This window comes from Agromyces cavernae (assembly GCF_021044935.1).
Taxonomy (GTDB): Bacteria; Actinomycetota; Actinomycetes; order Actinomycetales; family Microbacteriaceae; genus Agromyces; species Agromyces cavernae.
The window spans coordinates 349,236-367,036 of the sequence record NZ_JAJNMP010000002.1; the positions used below are offsets into that span (position 1 = coordinate 349,236).

At 70.6% G+C, this 17,801-nt stretch carries 14 protein-coding genes; 8 read left to right on the forward strand and 6 right to left on the reverse strand.

The window, feature by feature from the left end:
* Positions 1-3,444 carry an error-prone DNA polymerase gene (locus tag LQ757_RS07720; protein ID WP_231046643.1) on the forward strand — a complete coding sequence of 1,148 codons (3,444 nt, stop codon included), beginning with the start codon at positions 1-3 and terminating at the stop codon, positions 3,442-3,444.
* A gap of 101 nt (positions 3,445-3,545) precedes the next feature.
* Here the strand turns inward: LQ757_RS07720 and LQ757_RS07725 are convergent, their stop codons facing one another.
* The gene (locus LQ757_RS07725) at positions 3,546-4,358 is read right to left on the reverse strand and encodes an MBL fold metallo-hydrolase (RefSeq protein ID WP_231046644.1); all 813 of its coding nucleotides are present in this window, start codon (positions 4,356-4,358) and stop codon (positions 3,546-3,548) included.
* Between the two features lie 234 nt (positions 4,359-4,592).
* Here LQ757_RS07725 and LQ757_RS07730 point away from each other — a divergent pair, with 234 nt between their 5' ends.
* From LQ757_RS07730 to LQ757_RS07745, 4 genes are all read left to right on the forward strand, one after another.
* Positions 4,593-5,360: a Gmad2 immunoglobulin-like domain-containing protein gene (locus LQ757_RS07730; protein ID WP_231046645.1), complete on the forward strand. Its 768-nt coding sequence runs from the start codon at positions 4,593-4,595 to the stop codon at positions 5,358-5,360.
* Between the two features lie 97 nt (positions 5,361-5,457).
* Positions 5,458-6,681 carry an MFS transporter gene (locus tag LQ757_RS07735; RefSeq protein ID WP_231046646.1) on the forward strand — a complete coding sequence of 408 codons (1,224 nt, stop codon included), beginning with the start codon at positions 5,458-5,460 and terminating at the stop codon, positions 6,679-6,681.
* Positions 6,682-6,690: 9 nt separating this feature from the next.
* On the forward strand, positions 6,691-7,560 hold the full coding sequence (locus LQ757_RS07740; protein WP_231046647.1) for a DUF3097 domain-containing protein: 870 nt from the start codon (positions 6,691-6,693) through the stop codon (positions 7,558-7,560).
* 199 nt (positions 7,561-7,759) lie between these two features.
* Positions 7,760-8,851, forward strand: coding sequence for a VIT1/CCC1 transporter family protein (locus tag LQ757_RS07745; protein WP_231046648.1), 1,092 nt, complete (start codon positions 7,760-7,762; stop codon positions 8,849-8,851).
* Between the two features lie 59 nt (positions 8,852-8,910).
* On the opposite strand, the gene LQ757_RS07750 is transcribed toward LQ757_RS07745, so the two are convergent.
* Complete coding sequence (locus tag LQ757_RS07750) at positions 8,911-9,387, reverse strand: Lrp/AsnC family transcriptional regulator (RefSeq protein WP_231046649.1); 477 nt, start codon at positions 9,385-9,387, stop codon at positions 8,911-8,913.
* A gap of 109 nt (positions 9,388-9,496) precedes the next feature.
* Here LQ757_RS07750 and LQ757_RS07755 point away from each other — a divergent pair, with 109 nt between their 5' ends.
* A complete protein-coding gene (locus LQ757_RS07755; RefSeq protein WP_231046650.1) occupies positions 9,497-10,732 on the forward strand; it encodes a trans-sulfuration enzyme family protein in 1,236 nt (411 codons plus the stop codon).
* Between the two features lie 36 nt (positions 10,733-10,768).
* Here LQ757_RS07755 and LQ757_RS07760 read toward each other — a convergent pair whose 3' ends face one another.
* Positions 10,769-11,941 (reverse strand): globin domain-containing protein, encoded by a 1,173-nt coding sequence (locus LQ757_RS07760; RefSeq protein WP_231046651.1) that lies wholly within the window; start codon positions 11,939-11,941, stop codon positions 10,769-10,771.
* Positions 11,942-12,051: 110 nt separating this feature from the next.
* The gene (locus tag LQ757_RS07765; RefSeq protein ID WP_231046652.1) at positions 12,052-13,848 is read right to left on the reverse strand and encodes a DEAD/DEAH box helicase; all 1,797 of its coding nucleotides are present in this window, start codon (positions 13,846-13,848) and stop codon (positions 12,052-12,054) included.
* 89 nt (positions 13,849-13,937) lie between these two features.
* Between LQ757_RS07765 and LQ757_RS07770 the strand changes: the two genes are divergently transcribed.
* Positions 13,938-14,726: an SGNH/GDSL hydrolase family protein gene (locus LQ757_RS07770; RefSeq protein ID WP_231046653.1), complete on the forward strand. Its 789-nt coding sequence runs from the start codon at positions 13,938-13,940 to the stop codon at positions 14,724-14,726.
* Here the strand turns inward: LQ757_RS07770 and LQ757_RS07775 are convergent.
* A complete protein-coding gene (locus tag LQ757_RS07775; RefSeq protein ID WP_231046654.1) occupies positions 14,705-15,985 on the reverse strand; it encodes a D-alanyl-D-alanine carboxypeptidase family protein in 1,281 nt (426 codons plus the stop codon). The genes LQ757_RS07770 and LQ757_RS07775 overlap by 22 nt on opposite strands.
* A complete protein-coding gene (locus tag LQ757_RS07780; protein WP_231046655.1) occupies positions 15,982-16,800 on the reverse strand; it encodes a TrmH family RNA methyltransferase in 819 nt (272 codons plus the stop codon). The genes LQ757_RS07775 and LQ757_RS07780 overlap by 4 nt, the downstream gene beginning before the upstream one ends.
* A gap of 154 nt (positions 16,801-16,954) precedes the next feature.
* On the opposite strand from LQ757_RS07780, the gene LQ757_RS07785 reads away from it, so the two are divergent.
* A complete protein-coding gene (locus LQ757_RS07785) occupies positions 16,955-17,782 on the forward strand; it encodes a Sir2 family NAD-dependent protein deacetylase (protein ID WP_231047321.1) in 828 nt (275 codons plus the stop codon).
* Positions 17,783-17,801 lie beyond the last annotated feature (19 nt).

Here is a 17,801-nt window from a genome sequence, read left to right on the forward strand (position 1 = left end):
ATGGGCTGGAACAACCCCGAGATCCCCTGGTCGGAGCTCGAGCGCAAGCTCTCCGACCGGCGGCGACCGGGCACGACGAAGCTCATCGCCGACGGCGGCGACAGCCCGGCGTGGAGCCGCAAGCGCCACCCCTACCGTCCGGCCGAAGGGCTCGAGGCGCCGACCGGTCCCGTCGTGCCCTACGCCGAGCTGCACGCGCACTCGACGTACAGCTTCCTCGACGGCGCCTCCGGGCCCGAGCAGCTCGTCGAGGAAGCGCACCGCCTGGGGCTCTCGGGGCTCGCGCTCACCGACCACGACGGCTTCTACGGCATCGTTCGCTTCGCCGAGGCGGCCGAGAGCTTCTCCGACCTGCAGACCGTCTTCGGCGCCGAGCTCTCGCTCGGGCTGAGCGGCCCGCAGAACGGCTTCGCCGACCCCGAGGGCGAGCACCTGCTCGTGCTCGCACGGCGCGAAGCGGGCTACCACCGTCTGGCCGCGGCGATCACCGCCGGGCAGCTCGCGGGCGGTGAGAAGGGCCGGCCGGTGTACTCGCTCGAAGCGCTCGCCGAGCGAGCGGGCGGCGAGTGGGTCGTGCCCACCGGATGTCGCAAGGGCGCCGTGCGGCGTGCCCTCGCCGACGGCGGGCCCGAGGCCGCGGCGCGCGAGCTCGACCGGCTGGCCGCCCTCTTCGGCCGCGAGAACGTCGTGGTCGAGCTCTTCGACCATGGGCATCCGAACGACCAGCAGGCCAACGACGTGCTCGCGGGGCTCGCCGAGCAGGCGGGGCTGCCTCTGCTCGCCACGAACGCCGTGCACTACGCGACCCCGCCCGAGCACCGGCTCGCGTCGGCCCTCGCCGCGGTGCGCGCGCGTCGCAGCCTCGACGAGCTCGACGGGTGGCTCCCCGCGTCCGACGGGCTGCACCTGCGCAGCGGCGCTGAGATGGCCGCCCGCTTCGCCCGGTACCCCGGTGCGGTCGCACGCTCGGTGACGCTCGCCGAAGAGCTCGGCTTCACCCTGCGCAGCGCCCGCCCGAAACTGCCGCGGCAGCAGGTGCCCGAGGGGCACACGCCCATGAGCTGGCTGCGCGAGCTCACCTGGCAGGGCGCCGCCGAGCTCTACCCGGGCGTGCCCGACCACGTGCGCGAGCGACTCGCCCGCGAACTCGACGTCATCGAGCAGAAGGACTTCCCCGGCTACTTCCTGATCGTGCGCGACATCGTGCACGAGGCCAGGCGGCGGGGCATCCTGTGCCAGGGTCGCGGCTCGGCCGCGAACTCGGCGGTCTGCTACGTGCTGCGCATCACCGCTGTCGACTCGATCTTCTACGACCTGCCGTTCGAGCGTTTCCTCTCGGCGCTGCGCGACGAGGAGCCCGACATCGACGTCGACTTCGACTCCGACCGGCGCGAGGAGATCATCCAGTACGTCTACGACAAGTACGGGCGGCAGAACGCGGCGCAGGTCGCGAACGTCATCAGCTACCGGCCCAAGGCCGCGGTGCGCGACATGGCCAAGGCCCTCGGGTACTCCACCGGGCAGCAGGATGCGTGGTCGCGCCAGGTCGAGCGGTGGGGTGCGGTGGTCGAGACCGACGACCACGACATCCCCGACGCCGTCGTCGAGCTCGCAGAACAGGTGCTCACCTTTCCCCGGCACCTCGGCATCCACTCGGGCGGCATGGTGCTCACCGATCGCCCGGTCGGCGAGGTCTGCCCCATCGAGCACGCCCGCATGGAGAACCGCACGGTGCTGCAGTGGGATAAAGACGACTGCGCCTGGATGGGCCTCGTGAAGTTCGACCTGCTCGGGCTCGGCATGCTCGCCGCCCTGCAGTACACCTTCGACATGGTGCGCGAGTCGACGGGCGAGGCGTGGGAGCTCGCATCGCTGCCGAAAGAAGAGGCGGCCGTCTACGACATGCTGTGCCGGGCCGACTCGATCGGGGTGTTCCAGGTCGAGAGCCGCGCGCAGATGGGCACGCTCCCCCGGCTCAAGCCACGGCGCTTCTACGACCTCGTCGTCGAGATCGCGCTCATCCGCCCGGGCCCGGTGCAGGGCGGGGCGGTGCATCCGTACATCCGGCGGCGCACGGGCGAAGAGAAGGTGAGCTACCTGCACCCCAAGCTCGAGCCCGTGCTCGAGCGCACGCTCGGCGTGCCGCTGTTCCAGGAGCAGCTCATGCAGATGGCCGTGGCCGTCGGCGACTGCAGCGCGGCCGACGCCGACCTGCTGCGTCGGGCGATGGGGTCGAAGCGCGGGGTCGAGAAGATCGAGAAGCTTCGCTCGAAGCTCTACACGGGCATGGCCGAGAACGGCATCGAGCCCGAGGTCGCCGACTCGATCTACGCCAAGATCGAGGCGTTCGCGAACTTCGGCTTCGCCGAGAGCCACGCGCTGAGCTTCGGCCTGCTCGTCTACGCGAGCTCGTGGCTGAAGCTGCACTACCCCGCGGCGTTCCTCGCGGCGCTGCTGCGGGCCCAGCCCATGGGGTTCTACTCGCCCGCCACGCTCACCGCCGACGCGAGGCGGCACGGGGTGCAGATGCTCCGGCCCGACATCCTGCGCTCGGGAGTGCATGCGGGGCTCGAGGCGATCGACGCGGCCGAGACATCCGATCGCGATTCGAACGATGCGAATGACGGATGTCGCGCGCCGACCGGGCTCGCATCGTGCGCCGACGCCGTGCAGGAGCCCGTCGGGCCGTTCGACCGCACCGCTCCCGACCGCTCGGCCGAGCACCGTCGCGACGGAGCCTTCGCGGTGCGACTCGGCCTCGCCGACGTCTCGTCGATCGGCACCGCCGTGGCCGAGCGCATCGTCGCCGAGCGCGAGGCGCGCGGCCCCTATCGCGACATGGCCGACGTCTCTCGGCGCGCCGGGCTCGACGCCACGCAGCTCGAGGCGCTCGCCGCGGCCGGCGCCTTCGACGGGTTCGGGCTCGAGCGGCGCGAGGCGCTGTGGCTCGCCGGTGAGGCTGCCGAGGATCGCGAGGAGTACCTCGCGGGCTCGGTCGTCGTGGTGCAGCCGCCGCTGCTGCCCATGCTCACGCCAGCCGAACAGGTGATCTACGACCTCTGGGCCACGGGCATCTCCCCCGACGACCACCCGATCCGGCATGTGCGCGAGCGGCTGGACGACCGAGGTGCGATTCGCATCGACCTGCTCTCGACTGCCGAGACCGGCCGGCGCATCGAGGTCGGCGGCGTCGTCACGCACCGGCAACGACCGGCGACCGCGAGCGGCATCACCTTCCTCAACCTCGAAGACGAGTCGGGCACGCTCAACGTGATCGCGGGGGTCGGCGTGTGGAACCGCTACCGGCGCGTCGCGCGCGAGGCCCCGGCGATGGTGGTGCGGGGCATCCTCGAACGCACCGCCGAGGGGGTCACCAACCTCATCGCCGACCGATTCGAGTCGCTCACCGTGGCGGCACCGCACCGCTCGCGCGACTTCCGCTGAAATCGCTCGAGCGTTGGGTCGAAACCGGCAGCTGGCGCCGATCTGAGGCTCGCGCCGAATGACCGGCTACCCGGAAGCAGCCGCGTTCGGTTCCGCTCCCATCACTGACCGGCCATGAAGTCGGCCATGATCTGCGGGTAGCTCTTGCCCTCGACCGCAGCCTGCATGCCGAAGTCGAGGATGACGGGCATGCCGAAATCGCCGTACTTCTCCATCATCTCAGCGACAGCTGCCTCCTTCGACGGCTGCTGAGCGGCGGACATGAAGTCCCGGATATACCTCTCGTTGGCGTCGAGCAGGTCGCTACCTCCTGCTGGACCATGACCGGGCAGCACGATCTCGAGCGGGCCTGCGCTGCGGATCGTCTCGACCCCCGCCAGCGAGCCTTCGGGTCGGTACTCCACGAGCCAGACATGCACGTGCGAGAAGATCTGGTCGGCGGCGGCGATCGCCCGGATCGAGGGGACGTGGAGAGCCGTCGAGCGATCGGCCTCCCCCGGTCCGACTTCGATCACCCGGAGTTCCTCTCCCTCCAGGGTCAGCGTGTGTCCCGGCAGTGCCTCCGGTACGGCCCAGGAGTCTGCGAGGTTGTCGCCGTAGACCGGCTTGTCGGCCGCGTGATACGTCGGCGCGACCTTGGCGATGTCCTCAGCTGTGTCGCGGAACGCGACGGCCCGGGCCTCCGGGAACGCCTCGAGAATGACGGGCAGGCCGAGGAAGTGATCGGGATGAGCGTGGGTGATGTAGATGTGCGTGAGTCGCCGGTCGTGGCCGCGGATCCAATCGACGGCCTGCAGCGCATCGCTCTTCGCAAGCAGGGCATCGACGAGGACGGCGTCCTGGTCACCCATGATCAGGTGCGTGCTGGACATGAAGCTGGCTTCCGAGCTGACGAGCGTGTCGGTGGTGAGCATGGATTCCCCTTCTTCGTCTTCATCGTGGTGAAGCGTCGGGTTCATGAGTAATGATCAGGGATTTGAACACGCTTGTCCACGGGCGCATCGTTGAGCCTGAGCAATCCCGGAACGTGTGTGACCTTCTGAGGGTTCGGCGACATTCCTGTAGTGAGAGGTGCCATGGACTCGAGCGGCGGTACCGACGTCGCGTGTCCGCGAGTACGAAACAGACAAGGGGTGAGGTGACCCATCATGGCGATCCGTTCTCTGCACACGCTCGCTGTGGTCGCCGTAGTGTTGGCGGTCACTGCCTGCGCATCCGGCACGGCGTCCGGCCCGGGCCCGAGCCCGTCGCCTGTCTCGCCCACGGCGACATCCCCGGCCCCGACCCCGTCGGGGGCTCCGCAGATCACCATCGGGAGCCCGGTCGCCGACGCGACCGTCTCGGTCCCGTTCACCGTGAGCGGAGAGGCGAACACCTTCGAGGCCGCGCTCACCGTCGACGCCGTCGACGAGTCGGGCATGGTCGCCTGTGTGCGCCACGTCACGGCGACATCGGGTTCCGGCACGCCAGGCACGTGGGAGGCCACCCTGGCATTCGGGCCGGAGGAAGACGCCCTGCCAGTCAAGCTGCGTGCGTACACGCACAGCGCGAAGGACGGCACGGTCGTCGGCCTGGTCGAATTCCCGATCACGATCTCACCCGACCGACCGCCGATCATCCTCACGAGCCCGGCGTGCGGCCAAGTGTATGAGGCCGGAGGCCTCATCCTGGTGACCGGCACGGCGAACCTCTTCGAGGCCGCGCTCACGGTCGACGTGCGCGACGCGTCGGGGACGACCGTCGCCACGCTCCAGGTGACGGCGGATGAGTGCTGCGTGGAGTCGAACTTCAGCTCGAGGTTGACGCTGCCGGCCGACATTCCGCCCGGCCTCTACGACGTGGTCGCCTACAGCCTGAGCGCGAAGGACGGCAGCGTCGAGAACGAGTTCCCGGTGCAGATCGAGGTCCGCGGGTAGGTCTCGGATCTCCAAGTCTCGGCGTGTCGGTGGCGCACCGCCCGCGCGACGTCCGGTGACCACGCCGCGCGGAGGCGTCGGGCATAGGGTGGGCGGTGTGGGGATCCGCGGTCGACGATCCACGACGACAGGGGCGAACCTGCCGGCACGCGAACATGCCGAGCGCCTGTTCACGCCGGCATTCGTCGTGCTCGCGGCGGCAGAGCTGTGCTACTTCACGGCGGCGGGCGTCGCGATCTTCGTCCTGCCCCTGCACGTCACGGGACCCGTCGGCGGCGATGAGGCGGCCGCAGGCCTCGCGTTCGGCGTGTTCGCGGTGTCGGCGCTCGTTCTCCGGCCCCTCGCCGGCCGACTCGCGGACGTGCACGGCCGGCTCCCACTCCTCGTCGGCGGCGCTCTGCTCGCCGCCGCCAGCCTGGGGCTCCTCGCGGTGGCCGACAACCTCATCGCCGTCGTGGCGCTGCGCCTGCTCGCCGGCGTGGCTGAAGCCGCATTCTTCGTCGCGGGGTTCGCCGCCCTCGCCGACCTCGCACCGCCGGCCCGCATGGGCGAGGCGCTCTCGTACAACTCGCTCGGGCTGTATCTCGGCATCGCGCTCGGGCCGGTGCTCGGCGAGGCGCTCACGCAGCTCGGCGGATCGATGCTCGCGTGGTGGGGTGGGGCGGCCCTGGCCGTGCTCGCCGCCGTGCTCGTGCTGTTCATCGGCGAGACGAGGACGGGACCGCCGCCGGAGCGTTCGGAGCGCCACCTCATCCACCGGCCCGCACTGCCGATCGCGCTCGGATTCCTCACCTCGCTGCTGGCCATGGGCGGCTTCCTCGCATTCGTCGCACTGCACGCCACGCGGGTCGGCCTGCCCAATCCGAGCCTGGCGCTCTTCACCTACGGCGTGGTGGTCGTGATCTGCCGGATCGCCTTCGCGAAGGTGCCGGACCGCCTGCCGTCGCTCCCGCTCGGCGCAGCGGCGCTCACGACGATCGCGCTGGGCCTGGTCACCGTCGCCCTGTGGGCGTCGCCGGTCGGATTGATCGTGGGCGCCGTGATCACGGCCGTCGGGGTCGCGTTCTCGACCCCGGCGTTCTTCTCAGCCATCTTCGCGACGGCAGCACCGTCGCAGCGGGGCGTTGCCTCCGGTACGGCGAGCGCCGCGATCGATCTCGGCCTGGGTCTCGGCCCGATCGCGTTGGGGCTCCTGGCCCAGCCGTTCGGAATCCCGTGGGCGTTCGGTGCCGGTGCGGCGATCGCAGTCATCGGCGCTTCGTGGACCCTCGTGCTCGATCGTCGGGGCGTCGCACGCGATCGCCCGGCCGACGTCGGCTAGCCTCGACCGGTGCCCGCGACATCCCACGACGACTTCGGCCCCGATCGATACGGCAGCGACGTGCTCGCCGGTGATTGGAAAGCTCGAACGCGCAAGGTGATTCCCACGGTCGAAGCCGAGCGCGACCTCGTCGTCGAGCTCGCCGAGAGCGGCTTCTGCGGAGCGATCGTCGGGCTCGAGAAGGGCGTCGTCACCCTCGAGGATCGCTTCGGTGCGAGGCGCATGTTCCCCCTCGGCCACGGCTTCCTCGTCGACGGCGAGGCGGTGCAACTCGTCGCGCCCACGCCCAAGGGACCTGCCGGGCGACGTCGCACCGCCTCAGGGTCGTTCGCGGTCGACTCGGGACCGGCACGGGTCGCGCTGCCGAGCCGCATCTTCGTCGAGGGACGACAGGATGCCGAGCTCGTCGAGAAGGTGTGGGGCGCCGATCTGCGCATCGAAGGCGTCGTCGTGGAGTACCTGCAGGGCGTCGACGTGCTGGGCGACGTGCTCGCCGATTTCCGCCCCGGCCCCGGACGCAAGGCCGGCGTGCTCGTCGACCATCTCGTCCCCGGGTCGAAGGAACAGCGCATCGCCGATGCCGTGGCGCGCGGCCCGCACCGTGCTCACGTGCTCGTGGTGGGACATCCGTTCATCGACATCTGGCAGTCGGTGAAGCCCGCACGACTCGGCAAGGCGGCCTGGCCGGTCATCCCGCGCGGCACCGACTGGAAGCACGGGGTGTGCGAGGCGTTCGGCTGGCCGCACGCCGAGCAGGCCGACATCGCGAGGGCGTGGCAGCACATACTCGGCCGCGTGCGCGGATACGGCGATCTCGAACCCGCGCTGCTCGGACGGGTCGAGGAGCTCATCGACTTCGTCACGACCCCGGCCGCGTGAGCGAGGGATCTCGAGCGGCGGCGAATGCGTGCTGCGGCGGGCTGCTTCGGCGCTCCGAAATGCTGCCAATCCGCGTGAATCCGCCGATCTGGACATGGCCGCCCGATATCGTGGCTGACGGCCGCGAACGCGGCGGAGACGTGACGGAGCGCGAGGCCCCGGGCGCACCGCCCCGCCACGCGCTCGCGAATGGAGCACCATGACCGAGCCCACGAGTGCCACCGCGGCGGACCGCGCCAAGTGGCGCCGTTACCTTGCCGACGAGCGAGCCGAAGCCGCGGTCTACCGCGAGCTCGCCGCGCGCCGCGAGGGTGAGGAGCGCGAGATCCTGCTGGCGCTCGCCGCGGCGGAGGGGCGCCATGAGGCGCACTGGCTCCGCCTGCTCGACGGCGACGGCGAGGGGACGCCCCGTGCCGACATCCGTACCCGCATCCTCGGGTCGCTCGCACGCCGCTTCGGCTCGATCTTCGTGCTCGCCCTCGCCCAGCGCGCCGAAGCACGCTCGCCGTACGCCACCGACCCCGACGCCACGCCCGCGATGGCGGCCGACGAGCGCATCCACGGTGAGGTGGTCCGCGGACTCGCATCGCGCGGACGACGGCGTCTGGCCGGCACGTTCCGGGCGGCGGTGTTCGGCGCCAATGACGGCCTGGTCTCGAACCTCGCGCTCGTGCTCGGCATCGGCGCGACCGGCGTGTCGAGCGGGGTCGTGCTGTTCACCGGTATCGCGGGCCTGCTCGCAGGGGCCCTGTCGATGGGTGCCGGCGAGTATGTCTCGGTGCGATCGCAACGAGAGCTGCTCGAGGCGTCGGCGCCCGATCCGACCGCTCGTGAGGCACTCGTCGACCTCGACGTCGACGCCAACGAGCTCGCCCTCGTCTATCGAGCGCGCGGCATGGACGAGCAGGATGCCGCCGAGCACGCGGCGCTCGTCGTCGCACGGGTGCAGGCTGCCGGACGCGGCACCGCACCCACCGACGCGCTGACCGTCGCCGAGCACGACGACGACGCGGTCGGCACCGGACTCAACGCGGCGATCTCGAGCTTCCTCTTCTTCGCATCGGGCGCGCTCATCCCCGTGCTTCCCTACCTGTTCGGCATGAGCGGCATCGCCGCGGTCGTCACCGCAACGGTGCTCGTGAGCATCGCCCTGCTCGTCACCGGCGCGATCGTCGGCCTGCTCTCGGGCGCGTCGCCGCTGAAGCGTGCGGTGCGCCAGCTCTCGATCGGCCTCGGCGCTGCGGCGGTGACCTACCTGCTGGGCCTCGCCTTCGGGACGACGCTCGCCTGATCGGTCCGGCTCGACGGGCCGATCTCGACCTGCCGGCCTCAGCCGGCCCCAGCCGGGCCTCAGCCGACGAGCTTGTTCCACCCGTCGCCGTCGACGTGCTCGAAGATGAGGTTGGTCTCGGTGTGCGCGACGGCCGGATGCCCCGTGAGGTGGGCGAGCACGAACTCGCGAAGCTCTTCGGCGTCGCGCGCCGCGACATGCAGCAGGTAGTCTTCGGCGCCCGCCATGTGGAACACGCCGAGCACGCCGGGCAGATGCGGCACGGCGGCGCGGAAGGCGTCGATCTCACCGCGATCGTGCTTGACGAGCCGCACCGCGATGAGCGCCTGCAGCGAGACCCCGAGCGAGGCGAGATCGACATCGACGCGATAGCCGCGCACGGTGCCGAGCGACTGCAGGCGGCGTAGTCTCAACGAGACGGTCGACTCGGCGACGCCGACCTCGGACGCAAGGGCGGCACCCGATGCGCGCGCGTTCGTCGAGAGCGCGGCGAGCAGCGCACGGTCGACCCTGTCGAGTTCGGGTTTCTGCGCCATGGGCGGGCTCCTTCGGCATCGAGTTGCAGAACATTCGAGAATTCGAGTGTATCGCACTGATCCTGCATCGGTGTTTGCTGAACTCGCAAGAATCTGCTTCATTCGAGGCATGCAGACATCGTCGTCGCACCTCGAGACCCGCGCCGTCCACGGCGGCATGGCCGGCGTCCGAGAGAGCGGATCCCACGTTCCCGTCATCGACTTCTCCACCACGAACCCGCTCGGCTCCGTCGAGACAGGCGGCCTCTCCTATGAGGAACTCGCGACCGGCCACGACCTCGGCGAGGGTCGCTCGGCCGTGTACCAGCGACTCTGGCAGCCCGGCGTCGCCCGATTCGAGGAATCGCTCGCCGGACTCGAGGGCACCGAGGGCGCGGTCGCGTTCGGCTCGGGGATGGCGGCACTCGCCGCGACACTCATCGCGACCGCCTCGGCTGGACGGCCGCACATCGTCGCGGTGCGCCCCCTCTACGGCGGCACCGACCACGTGCTCGCCAGTGGACTGCTCGGCACCGAGGTGACGTGGGCGGATGTCTCGGAGATCCGCGAGGCGATCCGTCCGGACACGGGCATCGTCATCGTCGAGACGCCCGCGAACCCGACGCTCGAACTCGTCGACCTCCGCGCGATCGCCGACGCCGCCGGTGACGTGCCGCTGCTCGTCGACAACACGTTCGCAACGCCGGTGCTGCAGCGCCCCGTCGAACACGGGGCGACCCTCGTGCTGCACAGTGCGACGAAGTACATCGGCGGCCACGGTGACGTCATGGGCGGGGTCGTCGCCGCCGACCGGGAGTGGGTGGAACGCCTGCGCCAGGTGCGGGCCCTCACGGGCGGACTCCTGCACCCCATGGCCGCGTACCTGCTGCACCGCGGGCTTCGCACCCTTCCGCTTCGCGTACGTGCGCAACAGGCGAGCGCGCAGGTGATCGCCGAGCGACTGATCACGCACCCCGCGGTCGCCCGCGTGCACTACCCCGGCCTGCCCGGTCAGGATCCGGCCGGCCTCATCGGCACCCAGATTGAGGGGGCCGGGTCGATCATCGCGGTCGAGCTCGCCGGCGGATACGAGGCAGCCGCCCGGTTCACGGAGTCGTGCGAACTCATCACGCACGCCGTGTCGCTCGGCGGGGTCGACTCGCTCGTGCAGCACCCGGCCTCGCTCACGCACCGCCCCGTCGCCGGCGAAGCGAAGCCGGACGCCGCTGTGGTGCGGCTCTCGATCGGGCTCGAGCACGTCGACGACCTGACCGCCGACGTGATGGCAGCGCTCGACGCGGTCGCGGAGGCGCAGGGCCTCACCGACTCGTCGGGGCTGCTGGTGCCCGACGTCGTCGCCGGCTGACGACGCCGGGCCCGGGCCGCCCGCTGGACGTCGGCCCTAAGCTGCCAGCCAGACGTCGGGACCGAATACCTCGTAGTGGATGTCGGTGGCCGGGATGCCTGCCGTGATCGCCTGCGACCGGATGGAGCGCATGAAGGGCAGCGGTCCGCACAGGTACAGCTTGGCGCCGGTCGGCAGGTCGATGCCGTCGAGGTCCATGAACCCGGTGTGGGCGCTCTCGTCGGTCGCAGGCTCCTCGAGCCAGAGCCGGAGCTCGGCGTTCGGAAGTTGTCCGACCGCGGCGCGCATCTGGTCGGCAAGGGCCCAGTTCTCGGCGCGCTGCTCGGCATGCAAGACGAGCACACGACGGTCGGACAGCTGCTTCGCGAGCGACTGCAGGATGGACGCGCTCGGCGTGCAGCCGATGCCCGCGGTGGCGAGCACGATCGGGGCGTCGGAGTCGTCGAGCTCGATGTCGCCATATGGGTTCGACAGTTCGACGACGTCGCCGACTCGCACCGTGCCGTGGAGGAACGGCGAGACCTCGCCACCCTCGTCGAGCTTGGTCGTGAAGACCCGCTCGGTGAGCGAGTCGACGTGCTCGGAGAGCGAGTACTGGCGAGCCTGGCGGAGGCCGTCGGCGAGTCGCACGCGCACAGAGACGTACTGGCCGGGCGTGGCACGGGTGACCGGGGTTTCGTCGGCCGGGGCGAGCCGGAAGGTGATGGAGCCCGCGCCGGCGGCCTCCTTCGCGGTCACGCGCCAGGTCGCCCACATCCCGTCGTTCGCCTGTTGCGCGTAGAGCCCCTTCTCGATCTTGATGAGCGCATCGGCCATGAGCCAGTAGACCTCGGTCCAGGCCTCGGCGACCTCAGGGGTGACCGCGTCGCCGAGGTCTTCGGCGATGGCGGCGAAGAGGTGCTCGTAGACGATCGGGTAGCCGGACTCGGGGATTCCGAGTGAGGCGTGCTTGTGCGCGATCCTCGAGAGGACGGTCTCGGGGAGGGTGTCGGGATGCGCGAGCAGGTGCGAGGCGAAGGCCGCGATGCTCCCCGCGAGCGCTCGCTGCTGCGTACCGTTCATCTGGTTGGCTCGGCTGAACATGCCGTCGAGGAGTTCCGGGTGGGCCGCGAAGAGCCGGCGGTAGAACTTCGGCGTGAGCTCGCCGATGCGCTCCGCGATCACGGGCAGCGTGGCTTCGATGACGGGGCGGGACTTCTCAGACAGCATCGTTTCTCCTTGAAGGTTCGAACCGGTACCTGATTGCCAGATGCCGATTCAGTTCTACACGTTGTAGAAAACTGGTTCAAATCGCGGTCGTCCCCGCGAGCCCGATCGGTTCATCGACTGCCGAGCCGCCGCCGAAGCAGTTCGATACGCGCCTGCAGCTGCGTCACCGTCGCCTGAGCGACCGCGGGGCCGCCGCACACGCGGCGGAGTTCGGCATGCACCTGCGAGTGCGCTTCACCGGTGTGGCGCGCCCACAGCCCGACGAGGCTGTTGAGCAGCGACCGCTGCTCTTTGAGCGTGCGGTAGAGCGCCACCGGCTCGGGCGTGTCGGCGTCGGCCGTGTGCTTGCGCCGATCGCCGGCACGACGCGCCTGCCGCGCCTGACGGTGGCGCAGCAGCTCTGACACCTGTTCGGGCTCGAGGAGTCCGGGGATGCCGATGAAGTCGTACTCCTCGTCACTGCCGGGCTCGGCGAGCGTTCCGAACTCGGTGCCGTCGTAGAGCACCCGGTCGAAGGAGGCGTCGGAACCGATGGCCTCCCAGGTGCCGAGCTCGAGCTCTTCGGACGCGCGCTCCTCACGATTCGCCGACTCGAGCAGGCTGTCGTCGAGGCCGTCGTCGTCGGCGTCGCCGCCACGGCGATCGAGGGCATGATCGCGCTCGAGCTCGAGCTGCGACCCGAGGCTCATGAGCACGGGCACATTGGGCAGGAACACCGACGCGGTCTCGCCTCGACGTCGCGCGCGCACGAACCGGCCGATGGCCTGCGCGAAGAACAGCGGCGTCGACGCGCTCGTCGCGTAGACGCCGACCGCGAGCCGCGGCACGTCGACTCCTTCGGACACCATTCGCACCGCGACCATCCAGCGGCGGGTGTTCGCCGAGAACTCCTCGATGCGCGAGCTCGCCTCCTTCTCGTCGGAGAGCACGACGGTGACCTTCTCACCGCAGATCTCCTCGAGGATCTGCGCGTACGCGCGGGCGACGGTCTGGTCGGTCGCGATCACGAGTCCGCCCGCGTCGGGGATGCCGTGCCGCACCTCGGTGAGACGCCGGTCGGCCGCGCGAAGCACCGCCGGGATCCACTCGCCGGTGGGCTCGAGCGCCGTTCGCCACGCCGACGAGGTGATGTCCTTCGTGTTGTCCTCGCCGAGCTTCGCCTCCATCTCGTCGCCCGCCTTGGTGCGCCACCGCATGTGGCCGGCGTAGACCATGAAGATCACGGGACGCACGACGCCGTCGGCCAGTGCTCGCCCGTAGCCGTAGTCGTAGTCGGTCTTCGAGAGCCGCACGCCCTGCGCGTCGGGCTCGTAGTGCACGAACGGGATCGGCGCGGTGTCGCTGCGGAACGGGGTGCCCGTGAGCGAGAGCCGCTTCTCGGCAGGCTCGAACGCCTCGCGGATCGCGTCGCCCCACGACAGGGTGTCGCCGCCGTGGTGCACTTCGTCGAGGATGACGAGGGTACGGCCCGAGAGCGTGAGCTCCCGGTGCAGCGCCGGGCGCATCGCGACCTGCGCATAGGTGACGGCGACGCCGTGGAAGTGCCGGGCACTGCGGCCGTGGGCGTTGCGGAAGCCCGGGTCGAGCCGAATGCCCGCGCGCGCTGCGGCATCGGCCCACTGGCGCTTCAGGTGGTCGGTGGGGGCGACGACGGTGATGCGGTCGATGAGGCGCCGGGCGCGCAGTTCGGCGGCGAGCCGCAGGGCGAATGTCGTCTTACCGGCACCGGGCGTCGCCGCGGCGAGGAAGTCGCGCGGCAGCTCGGCGAGGTACTGCTCGAGCGCCTCGGCCTGCCAGGCCCGCAGCTTCGATGCGGTTCCCCATGCGGCCCGCTCGGGGAACGACGGTGAGAGGTGTTCGGCGGCCGACGTGCCCGGCTGGGGGCCGAAGGGGGTCGAGGTGCTCACTGGATTCGAGGGTAGCGGAGGCTTCCGACATCCCCGAACCGCGGCCTCGATCGCCAACCTCGAACCGGCGACCTTGGCACAATGGGGGGATGGTCACGCAGCAGCATCCCTGGTCCCGCTACGTCGCCCTCGGCGATTCGTTCACCGAGGGCATCGGCGACCCCGAGCCCACGGTGCCCGGCGGTCACCGCGGCTGGGCCGACCGCGTCGCCGAGGTGCTCTCGCAGGGCACCGAGGACTTCGCCTACGCGAACCTCGCCGTACGCGGCAAGCTGATCCAGCAGATCATCGACGAGCAGCTCGCGCCCGCCCTCGCGCTGCGCCCCGACCTCATCACCATCTCGGCCGGCGGCAACGACGTGATCCGCCCGGGCACCGACCCCGACGAGATCTCGGCGCGCTTCGAGTACGCGATCGAGCGGCTCTCGCGCGACCACGCGACGATCGTGCTCTTCACCGGGGTCGACGTCGGCTTCTCGCCGGTGTTCCGCGGCATCCGAGGCAAGGTCGCGATCTACAACGAGAACCTGCGCACCATCGCGCAGAAGTACGACTGCATCGTGGCCGACCAGTGGGCGCTCACCGAGGTTCAAGACCAGCGCATGTGGTCGCCCGATCGGCTGCACCTGAACTCCCTCGGCCACCACACCGTCGCACGCATGGTGCTCGCCGCCCTCAACGTCGAGAACACGCTCGAGCCGATGAAGCCCGAGCCGGTCCCCCACGGCACCTGGCGGCAGGCACGCGTCGAGGACCTCAACTGGGCTCGCGAGTACCTCGTGCCGTGGGTGCTCAGGCGCATCCGCCACCAGTCTTCGGGCGACTTCGTCACCGCGAAGCGACCCGAGGCGGCGCCCTACCTCTCGTCGACCGACTGAGGCGTCGCGACGTCGAGTGCGCCGGGGTTGGTGAGGCGCCACCACGTTCCGGGGTCGTCGATCGCGGCGTCGAGCACGAGCGGCACCGTGACCTCTTGGGTGCCCGCGCGCACGACCGCGGTGCCCACCTGCTCGCCGCTCGACGCGAGTGCCACGGGTTCGGCGTGCACCTCGACCTCGACCGGGGTGTCGCTCCAGACGATCATGGATGCCCCGTCGGCGGCCGTCGCCCGTGCCGAATCGCCCCACGGCGTCTCGTATTCGGCGAGTTGCTGCCCGGCCTCGAGCGGCGCGACCTCGTGGAACCCGGGCGCGACGCTGTCGAGCATCGCTGCGATCGCGCTGCGCAGCACGGTGTGGTTCTCGCCGCCGAGCAGCACCCCGACGACCGTCACGGTCGACGATCCCACGGCGAAGTCGGCGGAGAAGAGCAGGTTCGCCGCGTCGTCGGTCGTGCCCGTCTTGATGCCGTCGACGCCGTGCGTTCCGAGGAGCTTGTTCGAGTTCTCGAGCGTGCCGAGCTCGGGCACGTCGACGCGCTTCGTCGCGACGATCTCGGCGAGCGTGGGGTCGGCCAGGGCGAGCTTGCCGAGCTCGATGAGGTCGGTCGGCGTCGAGACGTTGTCGAGCGAGAGGCCGCTCGAGTCGGCGATTCGCGTATTCGTCAGTCCATGCTCCTCGAGCCACGCACGCGCGACCGCGAGGAACTCGTCGCCCGAGCCGAACGCCCAGTTCGCGAGCGAGATGGCGTAGTTGTTGCCCGAGGGCAGGAGCATCGCCTCGAGGCTCTCGCGAAGCGTCAGCGAGGAGCCTGCCGCGACCGGCGCGACGGAACCGTTCTGGGCGACCATGTCCCAGTAGATGTCGATGTCGGCCTCGGTGTAGGCGATCTCGGGGCCGCCCTCGCCCGGCGGGATCGGGTGCGCGTCGAGGACGACGAGTGCGGTGATGACCTTGGTGATGCTCGCACTCGGCATCGATCGATCGGCCTCGCCTGAGGCGAGCAGGCCGTCGAACCCGATCGCACCGACGGCGTAGCCGCCGAAGCCCGGCAGTGCGAGCGCCTGCGGCTCGGCCACGATCGGTTCGGGCGCGGACACCTCGGGAGCGGCGGCCGGGATGGGCGCGCCGAGCGCGTTCGAGGCGTACACGCCGCCGCTCACGAGCAACGCGAGCACGACCGCGAGGGCGCCGAACACGACGATACGCCGGCGACGGTACACGCGCCTGCGGGCGTCGGACGCAGGGTGATCGGTCATGAGCCGGACTCCGCATCGACGGCGAAGGCGTACAGCACTACCGCGGCGGCGGCAGCGACATTGAGCGAGTCGACCCCGTGACGCATCGGAATCGTCACGACGCGATCGGCGGCCTCGAGGGCGTACGTGCTGAGGCCGTCGCCCTCGGCGCCGAAGACGAGCGCGAGCCGTTCGGGCGGGGCAGCGGCGAGCTCTCGCAGCGAGATCGCGTCGTCGGCGAGGGCGAGCGCGGCGACCTCGAAACCGGCACCACGGAGCATCCGCGCCGCTTCGGGCCAGTCCGGCAGGCGCGTCCACGGAACCTGGAAGACGGTGCCCATGCTCACGCGTACGCTGCGCCGGTAGAGCGGGTCGGCGCAACGGGGGCTCACGAGCACGGCGTCGGCGCCGAGTGCCGCGACCGAGCGGAAGATGGCGCCGACGTTCGTGTGGTCGACGATGTCCTCGAGCACGACGACGCGACGCGCGCCCGCCAGCAGCTCGACCGGGTCGGGCAGGTCGGGCCGCTCGAACGCGGCGAGGGCTCCGCGATGCACGCGATACCCGGTGATCGCCTCGAGCTGGTCTGCGTCGGCGAGGTGCACGGGCACGTCGAACGGTGCGAGCGCCGATTCGAGGCCCGGCAACCACTTCTCCTCCATGAGCACCGACCGCGGCCTGTGGCCGGCGCCGATCGCGCGGCGGATGACCTTCGCCGATTCGGCGATGTAGAGCCCGTGCTCGGGTTCGTGCGCGCTGCGCAGCGCCACGTCGGTCAGCCGAGCGTAGTCGGCGACGGAATCGGATGCCGCGTCGCGGACTCGTTCGATGTGCATGGGTCTCCTCCCCTCAAGGGTGCCAGTCGACGAAACAATCCGGAAAACCGACGCGTCTAGAATCGGCCCTACCGGTCGAAGGGAGACCACCGTGGACATCGGCCTCGAGGCGCCGACGGCGACCGATGCGCTCGTCGGCGAGGCGATCGCCCTCATGCGAGGCGCCCGCGTCGCAGTGCTCACCGGTGCCGGCGTCAGCACCGACTCGGGCATCCCCGACTATCGCGGTGAGGGCGCGCCCGTGCGCACGCCCATGACCGTGCAGACCTTCCTCGCTTCCGAGCGGGCGCGCAAGCGGTACTGGGCGGGCAGCCACCTCGGGTGGCGCAACTTCGGGACCGCGCAGCCCAACCCCGGTCACCTGGCGCTCGCGCGTCTCGAGGCTGCCGGCAGCGTCTCGGGCGTGGTCACGCAGAATGTCGACGGCCTGCACCGCCGTGCCGGGGGACGTCACGTCGTCGAGCTGCACGGCAGCATGGATCGCGTGGTCTGCCTGCAGTGCGGGCAGCACTACGCCCGGCAGGCGATCGCCGAGCAGCTCGAGCTGCTCAATCCGTCGATCGACCTCGAAACGGCGATCCGCCTCGCGCCCGACGGCGACGTCGAGGTCGACGACGTCGACGCGATGGTGATCCCCGCGTGCACGGTGTGCGGCGGCGTGCTGAAACCCGATGTCGTGTTCTTCGGCGAGTTCGTGCCGGTGACGACGTTCCAGGCCGCCTCGGCGCTCGTGGCGTCGTCGGATGTGCTGCTCGTCGCCGGGTCGTCGCTCGTCGTGAACTCGGGCATGCGACTCATCGAGCGGGCGCGGCGTCGCCGGCTTCCGATCGTCGTCGTCAACCGCGGCGTCACCAAGGGCGACAGCCGTGCGGCCGTGAAGATCGACGCGGGGGCGAGCCAGACGCTCGTCGCGTTCGCAGACGCGCTGGCCGGCACTGCCGCCTCGGCCGGCACCGCCGCGCTCGACGGCAGCGGCGCGTAGCGCGCACCGCCTGATCCGG